This is a genomic window from Acidovorax sp. FG27 (genome assembly GCF_040365715.1).
GTDB lineage: Bacteria > Pseudomonadota > Gammaproteobacteria > Burkholderiales > Burkholderiaceae_C > Paracidovorax.
In genome coordinates this window covers 258172-276650 of the sequence record NZ_BAABVY010000010.1, presented here as the reverse complement: position 1 = coordinate 276650, position 18479 = coordinate 258172, and the positions used below count along the sequence as shown (strand labels likewise).

13 protein-coding genes are annotated in these 18479 nt (G+C 69.3%); 6 read left to right on the top strand and 7 right to left on the bottom strand.

Features of this window, described 5'->3' with window-relative positions:
* Positions 1–27 precede the first annotated feature (27 nt).
* Positions 28–666, top strand: coding sequence for a GNAT family N-acetyltransferase (locus ABWV53_RS15085; RefSeq protein WP_353366952.1), 639 nt, complete (start codon positions 28–30; stop codon positions 664–666).
* 111 nt (positions 667–777) lie between these two features.
* Positions 778–2061, top strand: a complete 1284-nt coding sequence (locus tag ABWV53_RS15080) for an amidohydrolase family protein (RefSeq protein ID WP_353366951.1) — start codon at positions 778–780, stop codon at positions 2059–2061.
* A 141-nt stretch (positions 2062–2202) separates the two neighbouring features.
* Here the strand turns inward: ABWV53_RS15080 and ABWV53_RS15075 are convergent, their stop codons facing one another.
* Positions 2203–2922 carry a YebC/PmpR family DNA-binding transcriptional regulator gene (locus ABWV53_RS15075; RefSeq protein WP_353366950.1) on the bottom strand — a complete coding sequence of 240 codons (720 nt, stop codon included), beginning with the start codon at positions 2920–2922 and terminating at the stop codon, positions 2203–2205.
* 514 nt (positions 2923–3436) lie between these two features.
* Between ABWV53_RS15075 and adh the strand changes: the two genes are divergently transcribed.
* The 3 genes from adh (at position 3437) to ABWV53_RS15060 (ending at position 5898) form a co-directional block, all read left to right on the top strand.
* The gene (adh, locus tag ABWV53_RS15070) at positions 3437–4957 is read left to right on the top strand and encodes an aldehyde dehydrogenase (protein WP_353366949.1); all 1521 of its coding nucleotides are present in this window, start codon (positions 3437–3439) and stop codon (positions 4955–4957) included.
* A gap of 77 nt (positions 4958–5034) precedes the next feature.
* Positions 5035–5448, top strand: coding sequence for a DUF779 domain-containing protein (locus ABWV53_RS15065; RefSeq protein ID WP_353366948.1), 414 nt, complete (start codon positions 5035–5037; stop codon positions 5446–5448).
* A gap of 63 nt (positions 5449–5511) precedes the next feature.
* Positions 5512–5898 carry a hypothetical protein gene (locus tag ABWV53_RS15060; RefSeq protein ID WP_353366947.1) on the top strand — a complete coding sequence of 129 codons (387 nt, stop codon included), beginning with the start codon at positions 5512–5514 and terminating at the stop codon, positions 5896–5898.
* Here the strand turns inward: ABWV53_RS15060 and ABWV53_RS15055 are convergent.
* From ABWV53_RS15055 to sbcB, 3 genes are all read right to left on the bottom strand, one after another.
* Complete coding sequence (locus ABWV53_RS15055; RefSeq protein ID WP_353366946.1) at positions 5892–7982, bottom strand: sigma-54-dependent Fis family transcriptional regulator; 2091 nt, start codon at positions 7980–7982, stop codon at positions 5892–5894. The genes ABWV53_RS15060 and ABWV53_RS15055 overlap by 7 nt on opposite strands.
* A 107-nt stretch (positions 7983–8089) precedes the next feature.
* A complete protein-coding gene (locus ABWV53_RS15050) occupies positions 8090–8929 on the bottom strand; it encodes an NAD-dependent protein deacetylase (RefSeq protein ID WP_353366945.1) in 840 nt (279 codons plus the stop codon).
* A gap of 36 nt (positions 8930–8965) precedes the next feature.
* Positions 8966–10408, bottom strand: coding sequence for an exodeoxyribonuclease I (sbcB, locus tag ABWV53_RS15045; RefSeq protein WP_353366944.1), 1443 nt, complete (start codon positions 10406–10408; stop codon positions 8966–8968).
* Between the two features lie 60 nt (positions 10409–10468).
* Here sbcB and ABWV53_RS15040 point away from each other — a divergent pair, with 60 nt between their 5' ends.
* The gene (locus ABWV53_RS15040) at positions 10469–11869 is read left to right on the top strand and encodes a lytic murein transglycosylase (protein WP_502903910.1); all 1401 of its coding nucleotides are present in this window, start codon (positions 10469–10471) and stop codon (positions 11867–11869) included.
* 91 nt (positions 11870–11960) lie between these two features.
* Here ABWV53_RS15040 and clpA read toward each other — a convergent pair whose 3' ends face one another.
* The 3 genes from clpA to dnaE all read right to left on the bottom strand — a co-directional run bounded on the left by clpA (position 11961) and on the right by dnaE (position 18347).
* Entirely contained in the window at positions 11961–14312 is a 2352-nt protein-coding gene (clpA, locus tag ABWV53_RS15035; RefSeq protein WP_353366943.1) for an ATP-dependent Clp protease ATP-binding subunit ClpA, read from the bottom strand.
* Between the two features lie 57 nt (positions 14313–14369).
* Positions 14370–14738, bottom strand: coding sequence for an ATP-dependent Clp protease adapter ClpS (gene clpS / locus ABWV53_RS15030; RefSeq protein WP_353366942.1), 369 nt, complete (start codon positions 14736–14738; stop codon positions 14370–14372).
* Between the two features lie 66 nt (positions 14739–14804).
* Positions 14805–18347 (bottom strand): DNA polymerase III subunit alpha, encoded by a 3543-nt coding sequence (dnaE, locus tag ABWV53_RS15025; protein ID WP_353366941.1) that lies wholly within the window; start codon positions 18345–18347, stop codon positions 14805–14807.
* Positions 18348–18479: the final 132 nt, after the last annotated feature.

Below are 18479 nucleotides of genomic sequence, written 5' to 3'. Positions count from 1 at the left end.
CTCCGTGGGGGCCTTTAGCATGGGCGGATGACCGACGCCTCGCCCACACCCGCGCATGCGGTCCACGCCGCTCCAGCCATCGACCCGGCCCTGCTGCGCTCGCCCCGGCTGCGCCTGCGCCAGTGGACGCCTGCGGACCGCGAGCCCTTCGCCGCCCTCGCCGCCGACCCGGGGGTCATGGAGCACCTGCTGCCGCTGCCCACCCGCGCCCACAGCGACGCCCTGGCCGACCGCATCGAGAACCTCATCGACCAGCAAGGCTGGGGTTTCTGGGCGGCCGAATCGCTGGAGGGCATCGGCCACGGCCCCGGTAGGTTCATGGGCTTCATCGGCCTGAACGGGCCCACCGCGCCCCTGCCGTTCGCGCCTTGCGTCGAAATCGGCTGGCGCCTGGCCCGGCCGTTCTGGGGCCGGGGCCTGGCCACCGAAGGCGCCCTGCTGGCGCTGCGCGTGGGGTTCGAGGCGCTGGGCCTGCAGGAGATCATCGCCTTCACCGCGCAGCGCAACCTGCGGTCGCAGGCGGTGATGGAACGCCTGGGCATGCGCGAATCGCCCTCGGAGGCCTTCGACCACCCCTCGGTGCCCGAGGGCCATGTCCTGCGCCGCCACCAGCTGCATCGGCTTTCGCGGGGCCGGTGGCTCGCGGCCACGCAGCCAGGGGCCTGAGCCTTCACCGATTCCCGAAGGGCGGCACCGGGAGGCCCCTGGCCCACAATATGCTCGCCGCCTGCCGTCCCTGGCCTCCCGTCATTTCCCCCCGCACACCACGCACCGACCATGCTCGATCTGCTCATCCACGACGCCACCCTGCCCGATGGCCGCCAGCACATGTCCGTCGCCGTGCAGGCCGGGCGCATCGCCGAAGTCACGCAGGGCCTGCGCGCCCCGGCGCACCAGACGGTGGATGCCGGCGGCATGCTGCTGTCGCCGCCCTTCGTCGATGCGCACTTTCACCTGGACTCGGCCCTGAGCTACGGCCAGCCGCGCGTGAACGAGAGCGGCACGCTGCTGGAAGGCATCGCGCTATGGGGCGAGTTGAAGCCCACGCTCACGCACGAGGCCATCGTGGAGCGGGCGCTGGCCTATTGCGACTGGGCCGTCGCACGCGGCCTGCTGGCCATTCGCAGCCACGTGGACACCAGCGACCCGAGCCTGCTCACGGTGCGCGCCCTGCTGGACGTGAAGGCCCGCGTGGCGCCCTACCTCGACCTGCAGCTCGTCGCCTTTCCGCAGGACGGCGTGCTGCGCCGCCCGGGCGGGCTGGACAGCCTCACCCGCGCGCTGGACCTGGGCGTGGAGGTGGTGGGCGGCATTCCCCATTTCGAGCGCACCATGGCGCAGGGGGGCGAGAGCGTGCGGCTGCTGTGCGAGCTGGCCGCCGAGCGCGGCCTGCGCGTGGACATGCACTGCGACGAGACCGACGACCCGCTCTCGCGCCATGTCGAGACGCTCGCCGCCGAGACCGTGCGCCTGGGCCTGCAGGGCCGCGTGACCGGCTCGCATCTCACGTCCATGCACAGCATGGACAACTACTACGTCAGCAAGCTGATCCCGCTGATGGCCGAGGCCCAGCTGGGCGTGGTGGCCAACCCGCTCATCAACATCACGCTGCAGGGCCGGCACGACACCTACCCCAAGCGGCGCGGCATGACGCGGGTGCCCGAGCTGATGGCCGCCGGCCTGACCGTCGCCTTCGGCCACGACTGCGTGATGGACCCGTGGTATGGCGGCGGCAGCGCCGACCTGCTGGAATCGGCCCATATGGGCCTGCACGTGGCGCAGATGACCAGCCAGTCGGCCATGCGCCAGTGCTTCGACGCGGTGACCGTGAACCCGGCCCGGCTGCTGGGCCTGGAGGGCTACGGCATCACTCCCGGCTGCCATGCGGACCTGGTGCTGCTGCACGCCCGCAACCCGGCCGAGGCGATTCGGCTGCGGGCCACCCGGCTGGCGGTGTGGCGCCGCGGCCGGCAGGTGGCCAGCAGCCCGGCGCCTGTGGCGCAGCTCACGCTGCCGGGGCGGCCGCAGCAGGTGGGGTTTCTGGGCGCGTCCTGCGGCTGACACCCATCAGGCCCCGGTTGCGGCCACTTTGGGCATGAAAAAAGCCGCCAGCGCTGGTGGTTCCTGCGCGGGCAGCTATCATTTTTGATGGCATGGTGCGGGGGGCGCCGCACCGCGGCGCGGGCACCCGGCACGCCCCGCTCAGCCCTTCAGACCGACGAACATCTCCTGCACGTCGTCGTGTGCGTCGATGGCGGCGAGGAAGGTCTCGACCTCTTCCAGCGCCTCGGCGCTCAGGTTTGCCGGGTCCACCGGGTTCTTGGGCTGGTAGCCCAGCTTGGCCGACAGCACGGTGAAGCCCTGGGCGGGGAGCGCACGGCTCACCACGTCGAGGTCGGCCGGGTCGGTGACGAAAAGGGTCGCGCCCTCCTGCTCGCCCGGCTCGAAGTCCTGCGCGCCGGCTTCGATGGCGGCCACTTCGGCATCGGCGCCGGCGTGGCCCGGCGTGGGCTCGGCCTCGATCAGGCCGACGTGGTTGAAGTCCCACGACACCGAACCAGACGTGCCGAGCTGCCCCTTGCGGAACAGCACGCGCATCTCGGGCGCGGTGCGGTTCACGTTGTCGGTGAGGCACTCGACCATGACGGGCACCTGGTGCGGACCGAAGCCTTCATAGATCACGCGCTGGTAGTCCACCGCGTCGGCGCCCACGCCGGAGCCCTTCTTGATGGCGCGCTCCAGCGTGTCCTTGGGCATGGAGGCCTTGCGGGCCTGCTCCACCGCCAGCCGCAGGCGCGAGTTGCCCGCCGGGTCGGCGCCGCCGCGCGCGGCCACGATGATTTCCTTGACCAGCTTGCCGAACAGCTTGCCCTTGGCGTCGGCGACCTGCGCCTTGCCCTTTGCTTTCCATTGCGCACCCATGGTGGCGCCTCCTGCGTATTGGTGATGGAGGGGTGATTGGAGGCGCCTCGCGGCCAGGGCCAGGCGCCTTCCGTGCGGCCGCCGCCGATGGGCGGTGGGCCGTTCTCTCCCCGGCGACGGGCGCCGGAGTGCAGCCGCCGATTCTAGGCGGCTGCCGGCAGGGCGCGACCGCAGGGCACGGTGGGTGGAGCCCCGCCAGTGAAAAGCATGCCGAAATAGGCCTGATCGCCCATCTCGCCTGGGCACTCAGCTATTCATTCGATAGCAATCCGGTGGGGTGTGCCACGGCTGTTCAGAAATGGAACACCTGGCGCACCCCGGTGTGCCATACCGCCACAGGCCGCCCCGCCCGCAGCGCGCCGGCGCCTGGCGGCAAGGCGCCCCTCGCCCCCTGCGCCGCCTCGCTGCCGTGGCGCGCAGACGCCGTTGGCATGCGAATTGCCCTTTTCCTGCCGCCAATGCGCTCCAGGCCGTTGGCGCAGTTCCCCCCCATTCCAACCAGGAGACAAGCACCATGCACATGGCAGAAATCGCCCATCTCGGCATCGCCAACCCCTACAAGAAGCAGTACGGCAACTACATCGGCGGCCAGTGGGTGCCGCCAGTGGACGGGCAGTACTTCGACAACGGCTCGCCCATCGACGGCCAGGTCTTCACCGCCATTCCCCGCTCCAACGACAAGGACGTGAACGCCGCGCTGGACGCCGCGCACAAGGCCAAGGCAGCGTGGGGCAAGACCTCCACGACGGACCGCGCCAACATCCTGCTGAAGATCGCCGACCGCATGGAGGCCAACCTGCTCACCATCGCCGTGGCCGAGACCATCGACAACGGCAAGCCGCTGCGCGAGACCATGGCGGCCGACATTCCCCTGGCCATCGATCACTTCCGCTACTTCGCGGGTGCCGTGCGGGCGCAGGAAGGCGGCATCAGCGAGATCGACCACGACACCGTGGCCTACCATTTTCACGAGCCGCTGGGCGTCGTGGGCCAGATCATTCCCTGGAACTTCCCCATCCTGATGGCCGTGTGGAAGCTCGCGCCGGCGCTGGCCGCCGGCAACTGCGTGGTGCTGAAACCCGCCGAGCAGACGCCGGCGTCCATCCTCGTGCTGCTGGAGCTCATCGGCGACCTGCTGCCCCCGGGCGTGGTCAACGTGGTCAACGGCTTCGGACTGGAGGCCGGCAAGCCGCTCGCCTCCAGCAACCGCATCGCGAAGATCGCCTTCACCGGCGAGACCACCACCGGCCGGCTCATCATGCAGTACGCCAGCCAGAACATCATCCCGGTCACGCTGGAGCTGGGCGGCAAGAGCCCGAACATCTTCTTTGAGGACGTGCTGGGCGCCGACGACGCCTTCTTCGACAAGGCCCTGGAAGGCTTCGCCATGTTCGCGCTGAACCAGGGCGAGGTCTGCACCTGCCCCAGCCGCGTGCTGATCCAGGAATCGATCTACGACCGCTTCATGGAACGCGCCCTGAAGCGCGTGGCCGCCATCACCCAGGGCCATCCGCTGGACAAGGCCACCATGATCGGCGCGCAGGCCTCGCAGGAGCAGCTGGAGAAGATCCTCTCGTACCTGGACCTGGGCAGGCAGGAAGGCGCCCAGTGCCTCATCGGCGGGGAGCGCAACCTGCTGGGCGGCGACCTGGCCGGCGGCTACTACGTCAAGCCCACCGTGTTCAAGGGCCACAACAAGATGCGCATCTTCCAGGAAGAGATCTTCGGCCCGGTGGTGTCCGTCACCACCTTCAAGACCGAAGAAGAAGCGCTGGAGATCGCCAACGACACGCTCTACGGCCTGGGCGCCGGCGTGTGGAGCCGCGACGGCGCGCGCGCCTTCCGCATGGGCCGCGGCATCCAGGCCGGCCGGGTGTGGACCAACTGCTACCACGCCTACCCCGCGCACGCGGCCTTCGGCGGCTACAAGCAGTCCGGCATCGGCCGCGAGAACCACAAGATGATGCTCGACCACTACCAGCAAACCAAGAACCTGCTGGTGAGCTATAGCCCGAACAAGCTGGGCTTTTTCTGACCGGCTGTCGGACGAGGCAGCGGGCGCCGGGTGCCCCCGCGCCCGCTGCCACCGCCCGCCATGACAGGAGATCACGCATGACGACCCCGCCCGATGCCAGCCCTGCTCCCGCCGCCCGCGTGTCGGCCACGCCGGCCGCCGAGGCGCTCATCGAGCGGCTTCGCGCCCAGCACGGCCCGCTGATGTTCCACCAGTCGGGCGGCTGCTGCGACGGCAGCGCGCCCATGTGCTTCGCACTGGGCGAATTCCTGCTGGGCGACTCCGACGTGCTGCTCGGCGAGATCGCCGGCACGCCCTTTCACATGAGCGAATCGCAATTCGCGTACTGGGAACACACGCACCTCATCATTGACGCGGTGCCCGGCAACGGCGGCATGTTCTCGCTGGAGCGCCCGACGGGCCTGCGTTTTCTGACCCGATCGCGGCTGTATGGCGATGCCGAGTGGGCGGCCATCAAGGCCCTAGGGCCGCCCCGGCGAGGGCCCGCCTGAGCGAAGGCAATGCCGCTGGGGGCCCGCCCATGGCATCCTTGGCCCTTTGCACGAGTTCGGAGCATGCGTCATCTCATCGGCCTGGCACTCGCGCTTGTGGGCTGGGCGGCGCTTCTTCGCGTCGCAGGCAGTGGACTGCCCTACCTGGACCAGGAGGCAGGCGCCGTCATCGGCTGGCTGCTGTTCAGCCCCGCAGTGCTGTGCATCTTGCCTCTCGCCTGTTGGTGCCTGCGGCGCAATGCCGTGGCCGCAATCTGGCTGGTCGCGCTGGCGCCCGTGGCCGGCGCGGGCAATGCCGTCGTGGCGGCCTACCTGGGGTCGGCCGCGCCGGAGTCCCGGTGGGTGGTCTGGGTGCTGTCCTTCCTCTGGGCCGTGCCCATCGCCGCCCTGGCGTTCCGGGCCTGGCGCCGGCAGGCGCAGCCTGGCAGCGACCGCGATCAGCGTCAGTGACGCACGGGCGGCGCGTCCATCGCCCGGAGCCGGCGGTAGACGGTGTTGCGCGACACGCCCAGCGCCCGGGCCACGGCCGACACATTGCCGCCATGCACGGCGAGCGCATGGCGCAGCGCGGAGTCGACGGTGTCGTCCCAGGACCGCACGGCGGCTGGCGCTGCGGGCGCGCCCATGGCCGGAGCATCGGCGGCAGGGCCTGGCGCCCATCCGGGGGCCGCTGCGCCCTGGCCGTCGTCCAACAGGTCTTCCGGCAGGTGTTCGAGGTCGATCTCGGCCGCATCCCCCGCCATCAGCGCGGCAGTCCGCAGCGCGTTGGACAACTGCCGCAGGTTGCCCGGCCAGCGGTGGGACATCAGGTATTGCATGGCGCGTGCCGACAGCCGCAGCGGTGCGGTGCGGGCCGGTTGCCGCCCGGCTGGCGAGGCCGCCGGGGGGCCCTCTTCCCGCTCCTGCGCCTGCAGCAGCCGCTGCACGATGACCGGCAGGTCGGAGCGCTCCCGCAGGGCCGGCAGGCGCACCACCAGGCCGTTGAGCCGGTAGTACAGATCGTCGCGGAACAGCCCTCGCGCCATCATCTCGCGCAGGTTGCGGTGGGTGGCGCAGAGCACGTGCACGTCCACCGGCACCTCGCGCGCGGACCCGAGCGGCACCACCGTGCGCTCCTGCAGCACGCGCAGCAGGCGAGCCTGCAGGGCCAGGGGCATGTCGCCGATCTCGTCCAGGAACAGCGTGCCGCCGTGGGCCTGCACGATCTTGCCCGGGCTGCCCTTGCGCCGTGCCCCGGTGAAGGCGCCCTCTTCATAGCCGAACAGCTCGGCCTCCATCAGGCTTTCCGGGATCGACGCGCAATTCACCGCCATGAAGGGGCCCGGGGCACGCGGTCCGTCGTGGTGGATCGCCTGGGCCAGCAGTTCCTTGCCGGTGCCGGTTTCGCCCAGGATCATGGTGGGCACGTCGCGCCCCAACAGGCGCGTGACACGGTCGATCACCTGCCTGAGCTGGGCGTCGCCCGTATCCAGAAAACGCAGGCTGGAGAGGCGGCCCGCAGCGGCCGGCCCGCCGGGTGCGGGGCGAGGCGCCGCGCTGCGGGCGGGGGGGGCGCCCGGGCGAGCGCTCCACCGGGGCTCGGGGCGCTCGTCGGGCGCCGCAGGCACCAGCGTCGGCTGGGGGGCGCGGTAGTCCACCTGCGCCGCCACCGCCACCCCGCCATGCAGCCAGAGCGACAGCCGGCCCGGCAGCGTGGCGCGGGCGTGCTGGAGCAAGCCGCTCATCGGCATGCCGAAGAGCGACGAAAAGGTGTGCGCCTGCAGGGCGGCGCGGGAGAGTCCCAGCTGGAACTGGCCGCTGCGGTTGGCGGCGAGAAAGCGGCCGTCGGGCGTGAAGGCGGCCAGGCCTTCCACCAGGGTGCCGAGGAATTCCTCCCGCGCATGGAAGCGCAGCAGCACCGCGTCCTCGAACACCTTGCCGAAGAGGTGGTTCTCCACCATCTGCGCCGACATGCGCACCAACGCCATGGTGTGCGGGCTGCAGCGCCGGTGGTCGCCGCTGACGTCCAGCGCGCCGATGACGTGGCCTTGCGGGTCGTGGATGGGCGCGCACGAACAGGTGAGGAAATGGTTGGCGTGCAGGAAATGCTCGCTGCCATGGACTTGCGTGGCCTCGCCCAGCGCCAGCGCGGTGCCGATGGCGTTGGTGCCCTTGCTGCGCTCGGACCAGGTGGCGCCGGGGCGCAGCGCCACGCGGCTGGCGCGGCCCAGGATCTCGTCGTCGCCCAGGGCGTGCAGCACCACGCCGGTCGCATCGGTGAGCAGCACCATGCTCTCCGTGCCGGCGATCTGGGCAGACAGCGTCTCCATCACCGGCCGCGCATGCATGCAGAGCGCTTCGTTGCGCGCCAGCGTCCAGGCCAGCGCATCGGCCTGCAGCGGCGCCAGGTCGGCACCATCGTCGCGCCGCAGCCCGAAGGCGGCGGAGCGTTCGTGCGCATGCTGAATGCGCAGCGCGCCGTCTACGGCCGTCTCCAGCCAGTCGGCGGAGTGCGTGAGCGGCGTGGCGCCGCCGTGGGGGTGGGACTGGTGCATGACGTCTCCTCTGCCTTGCCGGCATCGGTGGCCCGGTGCGGCGGCGCGCTCCCGGGTTCCATGCCTTCGCGCACCATAGCACCGTTGCGGGCGCAAGCCCACGCGGGTCAGTGCAGCAGAGCCACCGCCGCGGCCAGCGTGCCGCCCACGTCGGCCGACACCTTCAGCGTGAAGAGCGCGTCTGCCCGGGTGCGGCCCTGGTTGACGGCGGCGATGGGCAACCCGGCGCCCGCAGCCGCCTGGACGAAGCGAAAGCCCGAATAGACCATCAGCGACGAGCCCGCCACCAGCACGGCGCTGGCACGCTGCAGGGCCGCGCGCGCAGCGGCCACCCGGTCGGCCGGCACGGCTTCGCCGAAGAACACCACGTCGGGCTTGAGCGGCCCCTGCCCACAGACCGGGCAGGCCGGCACGGCGAAGCCCGAGAAATCGAGGCCGTCGAGATCGGCATCGCCGTCCGGCGCTGCCTGCGCATGCAGCGCGGCCCAGTCGGGGTTGGCCTGCAGCAGCCGCTGCTGCAGTTTGGCACGGGGCATGCGCGCTTCGCAATGCATGCAGCGCACGGTGTCGATGCGGCCGTGCAGGTCGATGGTGCGCATGCTGCCGGCAGCTTCATGCAGGCCATCGACGTTCTGGGTGAGCAGCAGTTCGACCCGCCCCATCGCCTCCAGTGCGGCCAGCGCCCAGTGGGCGGCGCCCGGCTGGGCGTGGCCCATCACCCGCCAGCCGATCATGCTGCGCGCCCAGTACCGCTTGCGCGTGGCCTCTTCGCCCATGAAGGCCTGGAAGGTGACGGGCTGCGGGCGCTTCCACTGCCCGTCAGCGTCCCGGTAGTCCGGAATGCCCGAAGCGGTGCTGCAGCCCGCGCCGGTCAGCACGAAGAGGCGCGGATGGGCCCGCAGGAAGGCGGCCAGGTCTTGCGCGTCCTGCGGCGGCAGGGGCGTCATGAAGGGTGCAGGAGGTGAAGACACGGTCGCGGCGGCCTACAGCGCAGGGGCGATGCCTTCGGCGTAATCGTAGAGCGCGCCGAGGATTTCTTCCCCGCGCTCGTCCGCTTCGCCGCCCAGTTCATCGAGCCGTGCAAACAGGTCGTCGAACGTGAGCGCCCCGCCCTGCCCCTCCATCAGGCAGGCGACGCGGTGGCCCTCCCAACGCTCCAGGTCTTCGTCGTCCATCGTGTGGGGGAAGTTGCGCACGCGGTAGCGCCAGACGAGTTCCTCCAGCCGCTCGTCGTCGAAGCCGGGGCGGGCGCTGGCGAGCTTTTCCGGCGGCAGGGCGCGCAACCGCTCGAGCCGCCGGCGGTCCTCGTTGCCGACGAAGCCGCCGTAGAGATCCTGATCCACGTCGGGCATGGCGCCGCCTTCCTGCGGGCGCGTGAACACCTGCGCCCAGATGGCCGTGAGGTCGGGCAGCGCCCGCGCCCGCTCGGCATGGGTGGCCGCACGCTCCAGATCGATGCCCCAGCGTTCGGCGGCCTGCCGCGTGAGGGTGTTGACGTTGCCCACCACCATGGGCGACTTGTTCAGGTGCACGGTCTTGATCGGCAGGCGCGACACGCCTTCGGGCAGCTCTTCGCTGCGGGTGAACATGCGCTGGCGGATCGTGTCGGCGTCGAGCAGCGCCAGCTCGGCCGGGTCGTGGGACAGGTCCCAGGCGATGAGTTCGTTGCGGTTGGTGGGGTGGCTCGCCAGCGGCCACATCACGCCCAGGCAGCCGCGCTCTGCCGGGAACATGCCCGAGACGTGCAGGAAGGGCCGGGCCGTGTCGGTGGTGGTGGGCAGGCGCAGCTCGGCCGCCACGCGGTCCTTCTTGTGCAGGCCGAGGGCAAAGTCGAACAGCTTGGGCTGACGCTGGCGGATCAGCCGCGCCAGAGCGATGGTGGCGCGCACGTCGGAGAGCGCGTCGTGCGCCGCTTCGTGCGCGAGCCCGTTGGCCCGTGAGAGATGCTCCAGCTTGAAGCTGGGCGAGCCGTCTTCCTTGCGCGGCCATTCGATGCCCTCCGGGCGCAGCGCGTAGGTCATGCGCACGACGTCCAGCAGGTCCCAGCGGCCGCAATGGTTCTGCCACTCGCGCGCATACGGGTCGATCAGGTTGCGCCAGAACATGAAGCGCGTGATCTCGTCGTCGAAGCGGATGGTGTTGTAGCCCACGCCGATGGTGCCGGGGCGCGCCAGTTCGGCCTCGATGCGCGCCGCGAACGCGTGCTCGGGCAGTCCCCGCTCCAGGCAGACCTGCGGCGTGATGCCTGTGATCAGGCACGACTCGGGGTCGGGCAGGTAATCGGGCGCGGGCCGGCAATAGATCATCATCGGCTCGCCGATCTCGTTGAGCTCGGCATCGGTGCGGATGCCGGCGAACTGGGCCGGACGGTCGCGCCGCGTGTTGGCACCGAAGGTTTCGTAGTCGTGCCAATAGAAGGTGTGCATGGGGTCGCTGACGCAGAGAACGCAAAGCCGCAAGTATGCCGGGGCCAACGACAATGGCGCATGCATTCCACACCGACCCGTGATTTCCCATCGCAGATGCCCGCCGTGCAGCGCCTGCGTTCGCCCCTTGCATTGACCCTGGCCGGCCTGGCCCTGGCCGTGGGCGGTTGCGCCTCCACGCCCCGCCCCGCGGTGCCTTCCGCCGTGCCTGCCGCCGCGACGCAGCCGGCCGTCGCGCCACCGGCCGCGCCCGCCGCCGCCCAGCCGCCTGCGGCTGACGCCAGCTCGCCCGCGCCAGCCGCCGACCCGCAGGCCTATCCTTCGGCGGCAGCCGAGCAGGCGAGCTTCGCGGCCTGGATCGCGGCCTTCGGGCGGGACGCGCAGGCGGCGGGCGTACGTGCCACCACCGTGGAGCAGGTGCTGAACGGCGCCCGGCTGCTGCCGCGCGTGATCGAGCTCGACCGCGCCCAGCCCGAATTCACCCGCACGCCGTGGGCCTACCTCGACAGCGCCGTGTCGGCCCAGCGCGTGGCCGCCGGCCGCGCCAAGCGCGCCGAGTACGGCGCGCCGCTCGCCTCAGCCGAGGCGCGCTACGGCGTGCCGGCTTCCGTGGTCACCGCGATCTGGGGCATGGAAAGCAACTACGGCGGCAACTTCGGCAGCTTCCGCGCCGTGGATGCGCTCGCCACGCTCGCCTTCGAAGGCCGGCGGCGGGACTGGGCGCGTGGCGAACTGCTCGCGGCCCTGCGCATCGTGGACCAGGGCGACATCGCCGCGGACCGCATGGTCGGGTCGTGGGCGGGCGCCATGGGGCACACGCAGTTCCTGCCGTCCGTCTTCCTCGCCCATGCGGTCGATGCCGACGGCGACGGCCGGCGCGACATCTGGGGCAGTATTCCCGACGTCACTGCCTCCACCGCCAACTACCTGGCCAGCGCCGGCTGGCGCCGCGGCGAGCCGTGGGGCGTCGAGGTGCGGCTGCCGGCCGGCCTCGACCATGGCCAGGCGGAACTGTCGGTGCGGCAGCCAGCCGCCCAGTGGGCTGCCATGGGGGTGGCGGCCATCGACGGCCAGCCTTTGCCGGCCTTCGAGGCGGCATCGGTCATCGAGCCGGCGGGTGCGAGGGGGCCGGCCTTCCTGGTGGGGCCCAACTTCCGCGCCATCCTGCGCTACAACAACTCGGTGAACTACGCCCTGGGCGTGGGCCTGCTGGCACGCCAGATCGAAGGCGGCCCGGGCGTCGTGGCGCCCTGGCCACGCGAGTTGCCACCACTGACCCGCAGCCAGGTGCTGGAGCTGCAGAACGGGCTCAACCGCCAGGGCTTTTCAGCCGGCACTGCGGACGGCGTGTTCGGCCCCGCGACCCGCGCCGGCTTGCGGCAGTTCCAGCGCAGCCAGGGACTGGAGGCCGACGGCTACCCCACGCCGGACCTGCTGCAGCGGCTGTCGGCGGGCCGCTGACAGGGCGGGATGGCCCGAAAAAAAACCGCAGCCGAGGCTGCGGTTTCTTGAGGCTGCTGCGCGAGGCAGCAGCAGAGGCGGCGGCCTTCGTTCAGTCCGCAGTCGCCTCTTCCGGCTCCGCAGGCTCCGAGCGGGCCGAACGGTCCTTCTTCGGCAAGGCCTGGATGTCGAGCTTGACGTCCGCCGTCTCCACGCCCTTCTCGTCCGTGGCGAGGTCCACGTCCACCGTCAGGCGACCGCCGTCGGTCAGGCGCCCGAACAGCAGTTCGTCGGCCAGCGCCCGGCGGATCATGTCCTGGATCAGGCGCTGCATCGGGCGGGCGCCCATCAGCGGGTCGAAGCCCTTCTTCGCCAGGTGCTTGCGCAGCTTGTCGGTGAAGGTGACCTCCACCTTCTTCTCGGAGAGTTGCGTTTCCAGCTGCAGCAGGAACTTGTCCACTACGCGCAGGATGACCTGCTCGTCGAGCGCCTTGAAGTTGACGATGGCGTCCAGGCGGTTGCGGAACTCGGGGGTGAACAGGCGCTTGATGTCGGCCATCTCGTCGCCCGCCACGCGTGGGTTGGTGAAGCCGATGGTCGCCTTGTTCATGGTCTCGGCACCCGCATTGGTCGTCATGATGATGATGACGTTGCGGAAGTCGGCCTTGCGCCCGTTGTTGTCCGTCAGGGTGCCGTGGTCCATCACCTGCAGCAGCACGTTGAAGATGTCCGGATGCGCCTTCTCGATCTCGTCGAGCAGCAGCACAGCGTGCGGCTTCTTGGTGATCGCCTCGGTCAGCAGGCCGCCCTGGTCGAACCCGACGTAGCCCGGGGGCGCACCGATCAGGCGCGACACGGCATGGCGCTCCATGTACTCGGACATGTCGAAGCGGATCAGCTCGATGCCCATGATGTAGGCGAGCTGCTTGGCCGCTTCGGTCTTGCCGACGCCGGTGGGGCCGCTGAAGAGGAACGAGCCGATCGGCTTGTCGCCCTTGCCCAGGCCCGAGCGTGCCATCTTGACGGCGGAGGCCAGCACTTCGAGCGCCTTGTCCTGCCCGAACACCACGCTCTTCAGGTCGCGCTCGATGGTCTGCAGCTTGCTGCGGTCGTCGTTGGACACGTTCGCGGGCGGAATGCGCGCGATCTTGGCCACGATTTCCTCGATCTCGGCCTTGCCGATGGTCTTCTTGCGCTTGCTGGCGACCTGGATGCGCTGGGCGGCGCCGGCTTCATCGATCACGTCGATGGCCTTGTCGGGCAGGTGCCGGTCGTTGATGTACTTGGCCGACAGCTCGGCCGCGGCCTGCAGCGCGGCGGCGGCGTACTTCACGCTGTGGTGTTCCTCGAAGCGGCTCTTGAGGCCCTTGAGGATGTCCACCGTCTCGGCCACGGTCGGCTCGACCACGTCGACCTTCTGGAAGCGCCGCGACAGGGCCGCGTCCTTCTCGAAGATGCCGCGGTACTCGGTGAAGGTGGTCGCGCCGATGCACTTGAGCTGGCCGCTGGAGAGCGCCGGCTTGAGCAGGTTGGACGCATCCAGCGTGCCGCCCGAGGCCGCGCCGGCACCGATCAGCGTGTGGATCTCGTCGATGAACAGGATAGCGTTCGGCTTGTCCTTGAGCGACTTGAGCACGCCCTTCAGGCGCTGCTCGAAATCGCCACGGTACTTGGTGCCGGCCAGCAGCGCACCCATGTCGAGCGAGTACACGATGGCCTCGCCCAGGATCTCGGGCACGTCGCCCTGCGTGATGCGCCAGGCCAGGCCCTCGGCGATGGCCGTCTTGCCCACGCCGGCTTCCCCCACCAGCAGCGGGTTGTTCTTGCGGCGGCGGCAGAGGATCTGGATCGTGCGTTCCACCTCGTAGTGGCGGCCGATCAGCGGATCGATCTTGCCTTCCTTGGCGGCGACATTCAGGTTCTGGGTGTACTGCTCCAGCGGCGACGCCTTTTCGCTGCGCTCGCCGGCATTGCCACCCTCTTCGCCATCGGCCGGGCTGTCGGACTTGGCGGGCTCCGGCGGCTCGCCCTTCTTGATGCCGTGAGCGATGAAGTTCACGACGTCCAGACGCGTGACGCCCTGCTGGTGCAGGTAGTAGACCGCGTGCGAGTCCTTCTCGCCGAAGATCGCCACCAGCACGTTGGCGCCGGTGACTTCCTTCTTGCCGTTGCCCGTGGACTGCACGTGCATGATGGCGCGCTGGATCACCCGCTGGAAACCCAGCGTGGGCTGCGTGTCCACCTCGTCGGCGCCGGCTACCTGGGGGGTGTTGTCCTTGATGAAGTTGGCCAGCGACGCGCGCAGGTCGTCGATGTTGGCCGAGCAGGCACGCAGCACTTCGGCTGCGCTGGGGTTGTCCAGAAGAGCCAGCAGCAGGTGTTCCACGGTGATGAATTCGTGGCGCTGCTGGCGGGCCTCGACAAAGGCCATGTGCAAGCTGACTTCCAGTTCCTGGGCAATCATGTGAACTCCTTTGTGCTTGCTTGGAAGGGATTACTGTAGATCGGGTCCAAAGGCCACTTATTCAACAGGCTCACTGACGCATTGCAGTGGATGGCCCGCCTTGTGCGCGGCCTCGTACACCTGTTCGACCTTGGTTGCGGCGACGTCACGGGAATACACCCCGCATACGCCTTTGCCGTCCAGATGGATCTTCAGCATGATCTGGGTCGCGGCCTCCCGGTCCTTGCTGAAGAATTCCTGCAGAACGACGATCACGAACTCCATGGGCGTGTAGTCGTCGTTGAGCATCACCACCTGGAACATCTGGGGCGGCTGCGTGCGCTGCGTGCGTCGCTCCAGCACTACCGATCCACCGTCGTCCCGCGCGGGAGCTCGGGTCGGAGGGGCCGGTGTCTTGGGAGGTGGTTTCGTTGCCATGAATTTCATTCTAGCGAGCCGCGCCCGGGGGCGCAGCCTGATCCATCTGGTGTTACAACGCCCGTTTTCAAGCGATCAGCCCGCGTCGTACACGACCGAGACCGAGCCGCTGCCGGCCTGGGCGCTCCATGCCGCCAGGGCGGCGTCGGACGGGAAGAACCGGCTCGCCTCGCCCAGCTGGACCTCCGCCACGGCGGCGCCCTGCTCGGACTTGCAGCACAGGTCCATGCGCACACGCAAGCCGTGTACCAGGATGTCGCCGTGCTCGGTTTCCTCGCGCTTGGCGGGAAATTCCCGCACCAGCCGGTTCACGTCCGGCACCGAGTCGCCCACCGCCACCTGCAGGTAACGCCCGTACTTGGCGCGAGCGCCGGCCAGATCCCAGGCCTGCTGCACCTTGACGCGCAGGCCCCCGCTGAAATGGTCCAGCTGCACCCGGCCGCTGATGACCACGAACTCGTCGTCCTTCAGGATGTCGCGGTGGGCGTTCAGCACGCCCTCATCGGCCGAGGCCTCGATGGTGGCAGTCTTGTCGTCCAGCTTGAAGAGTGCCAGCTTGCCGCGCTGGCCGTTGATGACGCGAAGATCGCTGACGATGCCAGCCAGGATCTGCGGCTCCCGACTGTCGCCCATCTCATCGAGCCGGGTGCGGACGAACCGGCGCACTTCCAGCGCCACTTCGTCGAACAGGTGCCCGGACAGGTAGTAGCCGATGGCGGTCTTCTCCTGCGTCAGCCGCTCCTTGATGCCCCAGGGCGTGACTTCCACCAGGTCGGGCTCCTGCGTGCTGGAGCCGTGGGCGTCGTCGCCCATCATGTCGAAGAGCCCGCCCTGGTTGACGTTCGCGTGGGTGGCCGAGGCGAAATCGAAGGCGCGGTCGAGCGAGGCGGACAGCGACGCGCGGTTCATCTGCAGCGCGTCGAACGCGCCCGCCTTGATGAGGGCGTCCACCGTGCGCTTGTTGATGCGGGCCCGGTCGACCCGCACGCAGAAGTCGAACAGGCTCTTGAAGGGGCCCACCGTGCTGCCGTGCGGCCCCTCGCCACGCCCTTCCCGGGCGGCGATGATGGCCTCGATCGCCTGCTGGCCGGTGCCCTTGATGGCGCCCAGCCCGTAGCGGATGACCTTGTCCGTCACCGGCTCGAAGCGGTACATGCCCCGGTTCACGTCAGGCGGCTCGAAGGTCATGCCGAAGTTCTTCACCGCGTCTTCGTACAGCACCTTCAGCTTGTCGGTGTCGTCCATTTCCACCGTCATGTTGGCGCAGAAGAATTCGGCCGTGTAGTGCACCTTGAGCCAGCCGGTGTGGTAGGCCAGCAGGGAATAGGCGGCGGCGTGCGACTTGTTGAAGCCGTAGCCCGCGAACTTCTCCATCAGGTCGAACACCTCGTCGGCCTTGTTCTGGTCGATGCCCTTCTCGGCCGCGCCCTTACGGAATATCTCGCGGTGCTCGGCCATCTCCTCGGCCTTCTTCTTGCCCATGGCCCGGCGCAGCATGTCGGCGCCGCCGAGGCTGTAGCCGCCCAGCACCTGGGCGGTCTGCATCACCTGCTCCTGGTAGACCATGATCCCGTAGGTCTCGGCCAGCACGGGCTCGACCAGCGGGTGGGGGTACTCCACCGGCTCCTTGCCGTGCTTGCGGTTCACGAAGGTGGGGATCAGGTCCATCGGGCCCGGGCGGTAGAGCGCGTTCAGGGCGATCAGGTCCTCCAGCCGGCTCGGGCGCGCTTCCTTCAGCATGCCCTGCATGCCGCGCGATTCGAACTGGAACACGGCCTCCGTCTTGCCTTCGGAAAAGAGCCGGTAAGTGGGCGCGTCGTCGAGCGGAATGGTCTCGAACGCGAAGTTCTCCTGGCCCTTGTGGCGCTTCATGATGAACTCGCGGGCGATCTCCAGGATCGTCAGCGTCGCCAGGCCCAGGAAGTCGAACTTCACCAGGCCGATCGCCTCCACGTCGTCCTTGTCGTACTGGCTCACGGCCGATTCGCTGCCCGGCTGCTGGTAGAGCGGGCAAAAATCGGTCAGCTTGCCCGGCGCGATCAGCACACCCCCCGCGTGCATGCCGATGTTGCGCGTCATGCCTTCGAGCTTCTGCGCCATCTCGATGACGGTCTTGACGTCTTCTTCCTTGCGCACGCGCTCGTAGAGCATGGGTTCAAGCTCCAGCGCGTAGTTGTTCTTGTCGCCCTCCTTCTTCACCTCGGGCGGATAGGCCAGCGTGTACGACATGCCGGGCTTGCCGGGCACCAGCTTGGAGATGCCGTCGCAGAAGGTGTAGCTCATGTCCATGACGCGGCCCACGTCGCGGATGGCGGCCTTGGCGGCCAGGGTGCCGAAGGTGGCGATCTGGCTCACGGCGTTCTTGCCGTACTTGTCCTTCACGTAGTCGATCACCCGGTCGCGGTTGGACTGGCAGAAGTCGATGTCGAAGTCGGGCATCGACACGCGTTCCGGGTTCAGGAAGCGCTCGAACAGCAGGTTGTACTGCAGCGGATCGAGGTCGGTGATCTTGAGCGCATAGGCCACCAGCGAGCCTGCGCCCGAGCCCCGGCCCGGCCCCACCGGGCAGCCGTTCTGCTTGGCCCACTGGATGAAATCGCCCACGATGAGGAAGTAGCCCGGAAAGCCCATCTTCAGGATGGTGCCCAGCTCGAACTCCAGCCGCTCGACATAGCGCGGCCGCTGCTTTTCCCGCTCGGCCTCGGCAGGGAACAGCTGCGCCAGGCGCTCCTCCAGGCCCTGGAACGACGCATACCGGAAGTACTCGTCGATGGGCATGCCGTTGGGCGTGGGAAAGTCCGGCAGGCGCGGCTTGCCCAGCACCAGCGTCAGGTTGCAGCGCTTGGCGATCTCCAGCGTGTTGGCGATGGCCGAGGGCACGTCCGCGAAAAGCGCTTCCATCTCCGCGCTCGACTTGAAGTACTGCTCCCGCGTGAATTTGCGCACCCGGCGCTGGTTGGCCAGGATCTCTCCTTCGGCGATGCAGATGCGCGCTTCATGGGCCTCGTAGTCGTCGGCCGTGGCGAACTGCACCGGGTGCGTCGCCACCACCGGCAGGTTGAGCCGGGCCGCCAGTTGCACGGCGGCCACCACATGCGCCTCGTCGTCCACGCGGCCCGCCCGCTGGATCTCGACATAGAACCGATGGGGGAACATGCCCGCCAGCTCCAGCGCCATCCGGGCCGCGCCGGCATCGTCGCCACGCACCAGCGCCTGGCCGACCGGGCCGGCCTGCGCGCCCGCGAGCAGGATCAGGCCGGCGTTCAGCTCGCGCAGCCATTCCCAGGTGCAGACCGGCACGTTCTTCACGATGTTGCGCGTCCACGCGCGCGCCAGCAGCTCGGACAGGTTCAGGTAGCCCTGCATGTTCTGCACCAGCACCACCATGCGGCACGGGCCGCCCGTGGTGGACGGCACGTGGATCTCGGCGCCCAGCAGCGGCTTCACGCCCTTGCCGCGGGTTTCCTTGTAGAACTTGATGGCGCCGAACAGGTTGTTCAGGTCGGTGATGGCGAGCGCGGGCTGGCCATCTTTGGCGGCGGCCTTGGCCACCTCGTCGATGCGGTTGGTACCGTCAACGACGGAAAATTCGGTGTGCAGGCGCAGGTGGACAAACATCCGTGCATTGTAGAAAGCCACCGGCGGCCACCCGGCTGGAGGGACGAATGCGCGGCGGCGCCGCTTCATGGCGGCTCGCTACAATCCCAGTCTCCGGGCCCCGTGCCGGGCGCCGCCATGGCGTGCCTGGCG

What these genes read in the sequence shown, in the direction of transcription:
- ABWV53_RS15085 (WP_353366952.1), top strand. Translation starts at nt 28, where the DNA reads ATGACCGACGCCTCGCCCACACCCGCGCATGCGGTCCACGCCGCTCCA.
- ABWV53_RS15080 (WP_353366951.1), top strand. Translation starts at nt 778, where the DNA reads ATGCTCGATCTGCTCATCCACGACGCCACCCTGCCCGATGGCCGCCAG.
- ABWV53_RS15075 (WP_353366950.1), bottom strand. Translation starts at nt 2,922, where the DNA reads ATGGGTGCGCAATGGAAAGCAAAGGGCAAGGCGCAGGTCGCCGACGCC.
- adh (WP_353366949.1), top strand. Translation starts at nt 3,437, where the DNA reads ATGCACATGGCAGAAATCGCCCATCTCGGCATCGCCAACCCCTACAAG.
- ABWV53_RS15065 (WP_353366948.1), top strand. Translation starts at nt 5,035, where the DNA reads ATGACGACCCCGCCCGATGCCAGCCCTGCTCCCGCCGCCCGCGTGTCG.
- ABWV53_RS15060 (WP_353366947.1), top strand. Translation starts at nt 5,512, where the DNA reads ATGCGTCATCTCATCGGCCTGGCACTCGCGCTTGTGGGCTGGGCGGCG.
- ABWV53_RS15055 (WP_353366946.1), bottom strand. Translation starts at nt 7,982, where the DNA reads ATGCACCAGTCCCACCCCCACGGCGGCGCCACGCCGCTCACGCACTCC.
- ABWV53_RS15050 (WP_353366945.1), bottom strand. Translation starts at nt 8,929, where the DNA reads ATGACGCCCCTGCCGCCGCAGGACGCGCAAGACCTGGCCGCCTTCCTG.
- sbcB (WP_353366944.1), bottom strand. Translation starts at nt 10,408, where the DNA reads ATGCACACCTTCTATTGGCACGACTACGAAACCTTCGGTGCCAACACG.
- ABWV53_RS15040 (WP_502903910.1), top strand. Translation starts at nt 10,469, where the DNA reads ATGCATTCCACACCGACCCGTGATTTCCCATCGCAGATGCCCGCCGTG.
- clpA (WP_353366943.1), bottom strand. Translation starts at nt 14,312, where the DNA reads ATGATTGCCCAGGAACTGGAAGTCAGCTTGCACATGGCCTTTGTCGAG.
- clpS (WP_353366942.1), bottom strand. Translation starts at nt 14,738, where the DNA reads ATGAAATTCATGGCAACGAAACCACCTCCCAAGACACCGGCCCCTCCG.
- dnaE (WP_353366941.1), bottom strand. Translation starts at nt 18,347, where the DNA reads ATGTTTGTCCACCTGCGCCTGCACACCGAATTTTCCGTCGTTGACGGT.